The organism is Thermoanaerobacterium butyriciformans, assembly GCF_017874545.1.
Classification (GTDB): Bacteria; Bacillota; Thermoanaerobacteria; order Thermoanaerobacterales; family Thermoanaerobacteraceae; genus Thermoanaerobacterium; species Thermoanaerobacterium butyriciformans.
Genome location: NZ_JAGGLT010000016.1, coordinates 64649 through 75593, shown reverse-complemented (window position 1 = coordinate 75593; position 10945 = coordinate 64649). Strand labels below are relative to the sequence as shown.

The following is a 10945-nucleotide window of genomic DNA, read 5'->3' as shown; positions in this document are numbered from 1 at the left end:
GCATTATTTTACATTTTCTTTCCTCTTTTCTTATTTTTATCGCAAAATCATTGTTATTTTTTGTATCTAATATCTAATTTATGTCATTGTATGCTGCTGGAAATTAGTTTCCGAAATCACTCAATAACAATAATCGCATTTCATATTACAATGTTCAGATGGTTTGATAAAGACTTGTTTAATTTTATATTCATAATCAAAAAGCATTTGTAACCCTTCTTTCAATAATATTTAAAGACTTATATTAATTTAAATTTATATTTTTCTTTTCGGAAAATATAAATCTAAATTATTTAGAATATGGTAAATAATTCCCTTTCTTGCCTCACAATAATAATCTTTTAAATTATAAGTATATTGAGGTAATCTCCTATTTAAACAACCAGCATGACAAATATCTAAAATATCACATCTTAAACAGTCTTTACTTACGTTGTTATATAATTCTTTAAATTCATTAAATTCTCGTTTTTTTAATATACTTATGAAATCTTCTTCTTTTATATTTCCCAATTTCATATAATCAATAGGGGTCAAGCATTCACATGGAAATATATCACCATTTACAGAAATACTATAATTACGTCCACATACTTCACCCAACTCACAACCTACATTTACTCTAATATTTTTATCATATTTACGCAAAATGTTTTGGAAAATGTCATTTAAAAATCTAATTTTTATAACATTTTTATATTTTTTCATCCAAATATCGAATATGTTAATCATAAAGTTCTTATAATTTTCAACTGATAATGTATATCTATCATTATAAAAATAACATGGAATAAAGTCTACAACATTTATTCCTAAATCAACAAAGTATTCCAATATCTGGCCTCCATAATTTACATAATCGTTATTAATTACAGATATAATATTAATTGATATATTACATTGTTTGAGTAATAATATTCCATTTATTGTATCTTCAAATGATGAATATCCCTTCCTATTTAATCTATGTTTGTCATGGATAAATTTAGGTCCATCTAAACTAATTCCTATAATGAATTTATTGTTTTTAAAAAATTCTATCCATCTATTATCAATTAATGTTCCATTTGTTTGTATTGCATTATGAATTACAAAACCTCTATCAATATAATTTTTTTGCAATGAAATAATTTTATTGTAAAAGTCAATATCAACTATTAAAGGTTCCCCTCCATGCCAAACAAAATTCATAGTTTTATCTAGATTATTAGCCTCAATATAATTCGAATAATCTCTAAACGCCTTCTCTAATATTTCCAACGATAATTTTTGTTTATTTTCCAATTTTGCTTTTTTTCTGTAACAATATTGACAATCTAAATTGCAACTATTCGTCACTTTAAAAATAATACTATTTATGTTATAATCTTTAAAATCATTTAAAACATTCATTGTTGACTACCTCTCTTAATTTTAATTAAAACTAAAATAGCAAAATAATTATCAAATTTTTTCATATATTAAGAAATATTTTGTTTTTTGGTATCATTATAGATTTTAAATGAACGAGAATGAAACTTTCTAACTTTCATATCTTCTTCACGGCAAATAAAAGCAAAACATTAGTATGTAAAAAATTACCTCTTAACTAATTCGGAATTGGTCTCTAGCTTGCATAATTATTACCACTTTAATAAATTTCATTTATCCAATTACTTAATTAAATTTCAAAGTTAACTTTTTTCGATTAATTTAATAATAATACTGTTATTGAATTTTGAAAATAGCTTGTTGGTACAAATTATTTTGTCAATATAAGTCGAATTTTATCGTAACTATTGTACTAGTAGGCTATTAAAAAATTGTTATATTTATTACTTTTTTAATAAAGATCTATGATACCAACTTTTGTTGCCCTGAAAACTAATTCTGCATCCGTGTTTGCTTTTAATAAAATTCGAAGTTTTTTTATATGATTTTTAAGAGTATTTTCTGCAATATGCATTACTTTACATATATCTTTTCTCTCCATCCCATGCGCTAACCAATATATTATTGCTGTATCAATTGAAGTTAATTCCGACTCAATTGTATACAATTTATTTTTATATGTTAAAGCTTTTTCTACACATTTAACTATATTTCTTAAGATAAAACTTTGATAATCTATTTTTTGACAATTTACACATGACAAATCAAGATAAGCAATTATTAAAGCATTTGCATAATCAATTACAGGTATTGCCGTACAATACCAATTTTCTAATATGTCCCACTGATGATCATTACCACATATTTGATACTGTTGTTTATATTCCATTGCTAAACTGACTGCATTTATTCCACTGCTTTCTAGCTTTAAACTGACTCCTTCTGCCAAATTTATTTCTTTAAAATAATTTTCTAATTTATTGTTATATATTAATCTAATGATATAGCCATCTTCATCACATAAAATAAAAAAATAGCCTTCATCAATCATTCTCATATACAAAAAGTCTGTATTTATAATATTATCAAGTACTGTAATAATATCATTTTTACGTTCTTTTCTATGCTTAAATTCTTCAGCTTCAATACTTTTTTTAAATTTCCCGTCTATAAAATTTAAATTTAATCTACTTAGTTTAAGATATAATTCTACATACTCTCTTGATTCTTTTGTTACAGTAATGACTTCAAACAATTTAGATACCTCCATTATTTTTAAAATAGCATTAATCATTAATTAATTCTATAAAATAGCAAAAAATCCTCCTTAATAAAGAAAGAGATGTTTTTTAGGTATTTGCAAAACCTCATAATGCTCTATAAAAGTGGAATTCCGCTTATATTTTTAAATGATTTCCTCTACTTTTGTCGAATTATTATATAATATTTAAATCATCTTGAAACATGAAGGAAATAAGTATTGGAGCCAATTGTTATAACAAAAAACGAATTTATTTCAGGGCTGCATAAATTAAAAGCAGCAAAAGTGCTAGATTTAAATGAAATAGAATGCATAACAATGAGCTACAATAATATTGACAAAGAATTGGCTGAAATTGACAAAAACTTAATAATGACAGAATAGACAGTCTTGTAACATACTGAACATTTAAAAAGAATGAAAGATCTGTATGAAGCAAAGTATCCAGAAACAAAAGCAGGTATAAAATGCGCTTATGGAATGAACAAAGCATCAGGATATAACGTTGACGACAAAATGACACCAACGTTTGCTGAAGATACTGCTAATAAATCAAGGAACACCATAATTCCAATTTCAACTCGCAATCAAAAAGGGTATGCATCTTACGACACATACCCTCAAATATGCTATTTTACTGGTGCGCCCGACAGGATTCGAACCCGTGGCCTTTTGATTCGTAGTCAAACGCTCTATCCAACTGAGCTACGGGCGCCCATTTACATACTTTATAATACCACATTTCATTTTTATTTGCAAATGTTCTTTCAAAGCTGGAAATTTACTTAAATTTCAAAAAAGGGTTATAGTATTTTACCTATAACCCTAACTCATCTTTTACAATTACTGCACACCTGTTGGTGCCTGTTGAGCTACTGGCTGCTGTGCTTGCGCACCAATAGGCTGCTGTGCTTGTGTTCCTAATTGCGGTGTCAACTGCTGCAGTTGCTGATTTGATGAATCTAATATTTTGCTCATTTGAGCAAAAACTTGATTTGCTTGAATGCTTTGTTGTGCTTGCTGAAGCGCAGCCATGGCCTGTTGCAAAGCCTGCTGTACCTGCATATCTGTTTGCTGCTGCTGTTGCTGTGCTTGTGTTTTAACCTGATTTAATAATTGCTGAAATTGCTGAGGTGTAACATTTATACCCATATTCTGCAATTGTTGCTGGAATTGCTGTGCTTGCTGCTGCGCTTGCTGTTGAGCTTGTTGCTGCGCCTGGTTTTGTTTACCAAATCTAGCACTTAATTCTTCAGACACTTCGCTATTTACTTTTTCTCCTAGGTAGTCCTCAAATTCTCTTCTATTCAATGTAAACCCTCCTTTAAAAAATTTCCCCGTTATTTAATATTCCCTTTATGATTAGAATTAGTAAATGAAAATTTTACTATTGAAAGTTTTCCAAGTTGTTTACAATATCTTCATATACTTTCATCCTATCCATGCCATCCTTAGCAATGCATATATTTCGAAATGCATCATTAAGGCTATTTATAAGCTGTGGTGGCAGGTCATAAATATACTCTACTTTTTCAGGTGTATTTTGTCTGTTTAGCTCTACATTTAAAAGAACATCTTTTTCGATCACAGCCTTCATAGAGTTAATATCTCTTTCAAGATCCTTTAACCTGTACAATGCTTTTTTCATACCATCTAGATTGTCTTTTATGCTTTTTACGTCATCACTTAATTCGTCTATATTAGAATAAGCTATATTTTCTATTTCTTTTAAACTACTAGATTGTATATCTGGCTTTCTCAAATAGCTTATTAAATACTTCCTGTCGCTAGCTTCTTCCTTCTTAAAAGCATTTTCGATGTATTCTTTTAAATTTGTATTCATTTTTTCTAATTTTAATTCAATTTTTGATGCATCATTTGATAATATCTCATTGAAATTCATTAATTTTTCAAATATATGCTCTGTTTCTTTTATTAAATTTTCTATCTTTAATTCCGACTGCAATATTTCCATTTAACATCACCTAATTTTAGTATTTCCATTTTTAAATCAAAAAATAAAATGCACCATCAAATATTAGTTGATTTTTGCTAACATTTGCGGTGCATTTTAACGCCTCATTTTTTTATGCTGTTATTTAAATCATTGAGTACGCTTCCAAGCTCATCGAGATTTTTGCCAAAGTCGGTCCAATCGCCGTTCTTTGAAGCATTCATAGCATTGTTATATATATCATTTGCTTTCTTTATAAGTTCCTGCTGTGTTTGACTTGTTTGTGTTTGCGGAACCGCTGGTTGCGCCGGTGCTTCTAAGTTAAACAATTTATTTAATGCATTGCTTAGTGTATCCTCCATTACGATTTTGTCTTTGTACGCCAGTATAACTCTCTTTACTTCAGGTATTGCATTTTCATTTGATGATTGTATATAAATTGGCTCAACGTAAAGCATAGAATCATCAATTGGCAGCGTCAACAAATTGCCTCTTATAATGCTGGATCCTTTTTGATCCCATAAGCTCATCTCTTTAGAAATATTTGGATCTTGATCGATCATGTTTTCAATCTGCATAGGCCCATATACGACAGTGCTTTTTGGAAATTTATAGACTACTAATTTTCCATAGTTATCGCCGTCCATCCTTGCTGCCATCCAAGCTACCATATTATCTTTCGTCGCTGGCGTATACGGAATCATCAAAATATACTCAGCAGCCTTTTCTCCTGGAAGCCTCATTATGACATACTGTGACTCCTCTGGTTCTACCTTACCTGTAAATTTCTCCTTTGCTATGTCCCAGAAATCTTCTTTATTGTAAAAAACCTGCGGATCGGACATGTGGTAATTCCTATACACACTTGTTTGTATATCAAACATATACTGGGGATATCTTATATGAGCTTTTAAACCTTCCGGCATATCATCTATGCTTTTAAATAGCCCGGGAAATATCCTGCTATACACCTTTATTATTGGGTCATTTTTGTCAGATATATAGTAGTTTGTATCACCTGTATAAGCATCAACGACTACCTTAACCGAATTTCTTATATAGTTTATACCTGTGTCTTCATAAGGTTCTGAATAAGGATAATTTCCAGAATATGTATACGCATCTATAATCCAATAAAGTCTTCCATTATCTACGACGATATATGGATCTTCATCATATATCAGAAAAGGAGCTATCTTTTCTACTCTATCCTTTATGTTTCTAAAAATAAGCATTCTACTATCAGGCGTAATGTCAGTAGATAAAAGTATTTTTATATTGCCGGTATAAACGGTGTACAAAAGCTTGTTTAAAAACGTCATAGATATGCCTGATTTGCCACTGTAAAAATTTTCTTTGTTAGTATCACCTGCAGGATAATCAAATTCACCTGTCTTTGTATTTACTATTGCGTATGTGTTTGTAAGTTCTCCAAAGTAAATCTCAGGCCTCGTTATCTTCATATTTGTGTTCGTCACAGGCGGAATATTTTTTATCACCATATCAGGCTGTCCTGTAGCTGTCACATCATTTACGGTCGACATTACAACACCATATCCATGTGTATATTTAAGATGCATGTTAATCCAATTTTTAGCCTGGCTTGCCAGATTGTCAAGGTTCATTTCTCTAGCAGATATAAACACCTGCCTGTAATTTCCGTCTATCTTATACCTGTCAATATCTATATCGTTGAATTTGTAGTATAGCCTTATACTTTGAAGCTGGTTGTAAATTTGACTTACAGGTCTGTAATCATTAATCCTTATGTTATTTATAGTATCCTTGTTTTCATCTAATATATTTTTATCAATTTTGCCGCTTAAATTATAATTTTTCTCTTCAACATTATTTAAGTCAAATGCTTTTTGTGTAAAGTCTATATTGTATTTTAAATACGTCTTTTCTTTATCAAACTCATTTGGTGCAACGATGAAATTTTGAACCACCGTCTGAGAGATAGTTGATAAAATCATAATTGCAATTATTATTACAGGCGAAGCAATTATATACTTAAGCTTTTGCCTAAATGCACCTATCATAAACAATATGCCTGATATGAAAGATGCCAATATTAAAATCCTATAAAATAAAAGTCTAACATGGACATCTGTATAGCCTGCCCCAAAAACAGCATCACTTTTAGAATACAGTATTCCATACGCCTTTAAATAGTATCCTAATGCAAGGACGACGAAAAATACAAAACCTAAAACAGCTATCTGTCTAAATGCTATCATAAGAATGTCTTTATTGTAGATAGCTCTAAAGAGATTCCCTCCCCTGTCAGATATCTCATAAAATCTTGTTTTATCAGAAAGATACATAAGACCATAAACGATTATAGTGGCAACTATAAGTATTGGTATTATAACTACCAATAAATTATATACATCAAACAAAAAAGGCAGCCTGAACATATAAAGACTTATATCTTTATTAAAAATTGGATCTTTTATGCCAAAATTCGCAGAATTTATGTAAAACAAAAAATCATTCCACCAATTAGCAGAAATAAATAAAGATATAACAAGACTTACAAAAATCGAAACAGTTATGATAATGCTTCTAAATCTTTTGTGACCATTTTTAATTACAATGTCCTGAGCAAATTTAGCATAATCTTTAACCATTCTGTTTAAATAAAAGTATGACAGTATAAAAATTATAAAAAATGTCGGAACACCTATTGTAAGCTGTGTTATAAACTTTTTTAAAAATACACCTAAATAATTCATACTTCTAAACCATTGTATGTCAACAATGAAATTGGTAAAACTTATAAGTATACCGATTATTATAAATAAAGAAATCAAAAAAGCACTTATTATCACATTTCTTTTTCTCAAGATTATCACCATCCTAAACGTACTTCCAAATATTATTATAATATATATAATTAATAAAATGCAAAAAGTTGCATTTAATAAAATTTTATATTTTATTTATTGATAAAATTAAATCTATAATGTATATTAGTAATAAATAATAAATAGAAATGTACAACTACAAAGGATGTGATATATGAATGAATAAGTTCTTTAAAATTTCTATTTTTGTCATTCTAGGAATAGCAATATCAATAGGTACAGGTATTTTTATGTATTATAGAAATTTAAACGTTGTAAAACCTGCAAACAACTCTAACGATAATACAACTCCAGTTAAGTCTGTTAAACAAAATGACAATAGTTCAGACAAAAAAAATATTTTATTTGTAGGAGACGCCGATGGTTTATCAGATACTATATTTGTAGCAACTTTTGATAAAGATAAAAAGGAAATTGAGATGTTATCGATTCCACGCGATACGTATTATCCAAGGCCCGGTTATAATAACCCTAGTGAGAAAAAAATCAATGCGGCCTATTCAGAGCAAAAAATAGATGGTTTAAAAAATGCTGTAGAAGACCTGCTTGGAATAAAAATAGACAATTACGTAATTTTAACTTATGATGGATTCAAAGAAATTATAGATACAATAGGTGGTGTTGAAGTAAACGTCCCTTTCAATATGAAATATGATGACAATGTAGCAAAACCGCCCCTTCACATTAATCTAAAAAAGGGACTTCAAGTATTAGATGGTGAAAAAGCCCTTCAATTCGTACGCTACAGACACGGCTATACAGAGGGGGATATAGGAAGAATAAATGCTCAACAAGAATTTTTAAAAGCTTTCATAAAAAAAGTTACAACCCCATCAATTCTTCCAAAGATTCCTTCACTAGCAATAACATTAAGTAAAAATGTGAGAACAGATTTAACTACAAAGGATATTGCCTCATATGCATTAGATTTTGTCAAGAATAAACCTCAGAATATTAATACTTCAATACTTCCAGGCGAAGGCGGGTATATGGATAATTTAAGCTATTATTTTGTTGATGCACAAAAAGCAATGGAAATTGCATCAGAAATGTTCGGAAATGGTCAAAATAGCAATTCTATAAGTACTGTTTCACAAGTGACCTATTCACCAATCAATAACACTATAAAAGTAGAAGTTTTTAACGGAACAACAGTACAAGGCCTAGCCACAAAATATGCTAATAAATTAAAAAGTCTAGGATTTAACGTGGTCAAAATAGCTAATGCCAAAACTAAAGATTATTCAGAATCGTTTGTCTATACAAACAGTAATATAGATAAAGCTAATAAAGTGGCTAATGCATTATCTATTAAAAATGTATTAAACGATGAAAGTTTGGATAAAAACGCAGATGTAGTAGTCATCATAGGTGAGGATAAAAAATAACGAAATATGAAAAAATACTTCTGAGGTGATAAAAATGCTTAATGCCATAAGAGAAACGCGTTCATCAAAAGACGGGCTTCACAGCATAAAATTGGAACTTCCTGAAAATGAATATACATTTGAGGATTTTAATGAAGACAACGCAAAAAAATTACTGGAGATGTACTTAAGCTATCATCAAGACGATGGAAGGCCATCAGATGTAAAAATACACCATAATGCAAATTCACATATAGTCAGCATAACAGCACACCTTCATTACCTAGATAACTCGAAAACAACACAAAGAACATATCCATCAGATGTTTTTTAAAGGCGTTATTACGCCTTTTTTTATTTTAAGCATGAAAAAAGTAGCTTATACATGGCGGAGAAGGAGGGACTTGAACCCTCGCGCCGGGTTATCCCCGACCTACAGTCTTAGCAGGACCGCCCCTTCACCAACTTGGGTACTTCTCCATGTTAGCTACAATCTTTAATATATATTAAACTAATGGCGGAGAGGGTGGGATTCGAACCCACGGCTCCGTTAAGAGACACTGGTTTTCAAGACCAGCTCCTTAAACCCCTCGGACACCTCTCCAAGCCGGGAACGATATAAAGTATATCATATACCGGCGAAGTTGTCAATAATCATGACTCAAATATTTAATGCTATTAAATCCTTTTATTTCCTTATAACGTCGCATTTCATGTAAGGTCTTAATGCTTCAGGTATGATAACAGAGCCATCTTCCTGTTGATAGTTTTCCAATATTGCCGCAAATGTCCTTCCAACCGCTACACCTGAGCCATTTAATGTGTGAACATACTGTGCCTTCCCTCCGCCTTTAGGTCTGTATTTTATATTTGCCCTTCTAGCCTGGAAGTCTTCACAGTTGCTGCATGATGATATCTCAACATATCTTCCATAGCTTGGCATCCAAACTTCAAGGTCATACTTCTTTGCCGCTGTAAATCCAAGGTCCCCAGTGCATATTGAAACAACCCTGTATGGTATTCCTAAAGTCTTTAATACGTCCTCAGCATCATTTACCATTTTCTCCAGCTCTTCATAAGACTTTTCAGGCTCAGTAATTTTAACCAGTTCTACTTTATTAAATTGATGCTGCCTTATTAATCCTCTTGTATCCCTTCCAGCAGAACCTGCTTCTTGCCTGAAACATGCACTGTAAGCGCAGTTATAAATAGGAAGCTTTTCAGCATCAATTATCGTCTCTCTATACATGTTTGTAACAGGAACTTCTGCTGTCGGAATCAAGAAATAATCCGTGTCAGCTACTTTAAATGCATCCTCTTCAAACTTTGGAAGTTGACCTGTTCCATACATACTTCTTCTGTGTACCATAAATGGAGGAAAAACTTCTGTATAGCCATGCTTTTCTGTATGAAGATCCATCATAAAGCTTATAAGGGACCTTTCAAGTCTACATCCTAATCCTTTGTAAAATGTAAACCTTGAACCTGTAACACGGGACGCAGCTTCAAAATCTAAAATTCCCAGTTCAACACCTATATCCCAATGAGGCTTTACCTCAAAGTCAAACTTCCTTACATCGCCCCATCTGCGGACCTCAACATTATCTGCATCGCTATCTCCTACTGGAACACTTTCATGAGGAATATTTGGTATAGTCCAAAGAAGCTCTTCTAATCTTTCGTCATATTGTTTTACATCGCTTTCCATAGCTTTAATCTTATCAGATATTTCTCTCATTTCTTTTATCAGTTCTTCAGCGTCTTTGCCTTCTCTTTTTAACTTGGCGATGTTTTCAGATTCTTTGTTTCGCTTATTCTTCAAAGACTCTAATTCTTTTAAAATCTCTCTTCTTTTTTCGTCAATCTCTAAAAATTCATCAATATTTGAGTTTTCTTTTTTAAGTTCTATAGCTCTCTTTACTTCATCTGGATTATTTCTTATCCTTTTAATATCAAGCATAATTTACACCTCCTAATAAAATATCCCGCCCTACTTTAGGGACGGGATTTCCGTGTTGCCACCCTGATTTAGCCAAAAAGCCCTCATCACTGATTTAACGGTCGCCCGATGGTTATTAACCATAGCTCCAGGCTGGATAAATATGTACATATACTGGTTTAC

Annotated in this window: 9 protein-coding genes, 3 tRNA genes and 1 other annotated feature (1 of these 13 only partly in view); of the genes, 3 read left to right on the top strand and 9 right to left on the bottom strand. The window is 31.0% G+C overall.

The genetic code is table 11. From position 1 onward, the window contains the following. Positions 1-255: 255 nt before the first annotated feature. Entirely contained in the window at positions 256-1392 is a 1137-nt protein-coding gene (locus J2Z80_RS08205; RefSeq protein WP_013296611.1) for a radical SAM/SPASM domain-containing protein, read from the bottom strand. 430 nt (positions 1393-1822) lie between these two features. After that, a complete protein-coding gene (locus tag J2Z80_RS08200) occupies positions 1823-2626 on the bottom strand; it encodes a LuxR C-terminal-related transcriptional regulator (RefSeq protein WP_013296610.1) in 804 nt (267 codons plus the stop codon). Between the two features lie 225 nt (positions 2627-2851). On the opposite strand from J2Z80_RS08200, the gene J2Z80_RS08195 reads away from it, so the two are divergent. Further along, entirely contained in the window at positions 2852-3016 is a 165-nt protein-coding gene (locus tag J2Z80_RS08195; RefSeq protein ID WP_155812159.1) for a ParB N-terminal domain-containing protein, read from the top strand. A 254-nt stretch (positions 3017-3270) separates the two neighbouring features. Here J2Z80_RS08195 and J2Z80_RS08190 read toward each other — a convergent pair. The 4 genes from J2Z80_RS08190 to J2Z80_RS08175 all read right to left on the bottom strand — a co-directional run bounded on the left by J2Z80_RS08190 (position 3271) and on the right by J2Z80_RS08175 (position 7447). Then, a tRNA-Arg gene (locus tag J2Z80_RS08190) sits at positions 3271-3347 on the bottom strand. Positions 3348-3475: 128 nt separating this feature from the next. Beyond that, a complete protein-coding gene (locus tag J2Z80_RS08185) occupies positions 3476-3943 on the bottom strand; it encodes a hypothetical protein (RefSeq protein WP_209453946.1) in 468 nt (155 codons plus the stop codon). Positions 3944-4019: 76 nt separating this feature from the next. Next, on the bottom strand, positions 4020-4607 hold the full coding sequence (locus tag J2Z80_RS08180) for a hypothetical protein (protein ID WP_209453945.1): 588 nt from the start codon (positions 4605-4607) through the stop codon (positions 4020-4022). A gap of 104 nt (positions 4608-4711) precedes the next feature. Further along, complete coding sequence (locus J2Z80_RS08175) at positions 4712-7447, bottom strand: UPF0182 family membrane protein (RefSeq protein ID WP_209453944.1); 2736 nt, start codon at positions 7445-7447, stop codon at positions 4712-4714. Positions 7448-7614: 167 nt separating this feature from the next. Between J2Z80_RS08175 and J2Z80_RS08170 the strand changes: the two genes are divergently transcribed. Both J2Z80_RS08170 and J2Z80_RS08165 read left to right on the top strand, forming a co-directional pair. Next, entirely contained in the window at positions 7615-8844 is a 1230-nt protein-coding gene (locus J2Z80_RS08170) for an LCP family protein (protein WP_209453943.1), read from the top strand. Between the two features lie 34 nt (positions 8845-8878). Further along, positions 8879-9157 carry a hypothetical protein gene (locus J2Z80_RS08165; protein ID WP_209453942.1) on the top strand — a complete coding sequence of 93 codons (279 nt, stop codon included), beginning with the start codon at positions 8879-8881 and terminating at the stop codon, positions 9155-9157. Positions 9158-9209: 52 nt separating this feature from the next. On the opposite strand, the gene J2Z80_RS08160 is transcribed toward J2Z80_RS08165, so the two are convergent. From J2Z80_RS08160 to serS, 3 genes are all read right to left on the bottom strand, one after another. Then, positions 9210-9303: transfer RNA gene (locus J2Z80_RS08160), tRNA-Ser, on the bottom strand. Positions 9304-9338: 35 nt separating this feature from the next. After that, positions 9339-9427 (bottom strand) — tRNA-Ser (locus J2Z80_RS08155). Positions 9428-9511: 84 nt separating this feature from the next. Next, positions 9512-10783, bottom strand: coding sequence for a serine--tRNA ligase (gene serS, locus J2Z80_RS08150; RefSeq protein ID WP_209453941.1), 1272 nt, complete (start codon positions 10781-10783; stop codon positions 9512-9514). A gap of 34 nt (positions 10784-10817) precedes the next feature. After that, positions 10818-10945: a binding site (T-box leader), on the bottom strand; it runs 57 nt beyond the window's last position.

Bases quoted from the DNA above. Each gene is read 5' to 3' on its own strand.
- J2Z80_RS08205 (WP_013296611.1), bottom strand. From the start codon at position 1,392: ATGAATGTTTTAAATGATTTTAAAGATTATAACATAAATAGTATTATT.
- J2Z80_RS08180 (WP_209453945.1), bottom strand. From the start codon at position 4,607: ATGGAAATATTGCAGTCGGAATTAAAGATAGAAAATTTAATAAAAGAA.
- J2Z80_RS08175 (WP_209453944.1), bottom strand. From the start codon at position 7,447: ATGGTGATAATCTTGAGAAAAAGAAATGTGATAATAAGTGCTTTTTTG.
- J2Z80_RS08170 (WP_209453943.1), top strand. From the start codon at position 7,615: ATGAATAAGTTCTTTAAAATTTCTATTTTTGTCATTCTAGGAATAGCA.
- J2Z80_RS08165 (WP_209453942.1), top strand. From the start codon at position 8,879: ATGCTTAATGCCATAAGAGAAACGCGTTCATCAAAAGACGGGCTTCAC.
- serS (WP_209453941.1), bottom strand. From the start codon at position 10,783: ATGCTTGATATTAAAAGGATAAGAAATAATCCAGATGAAGTAAAGAGA.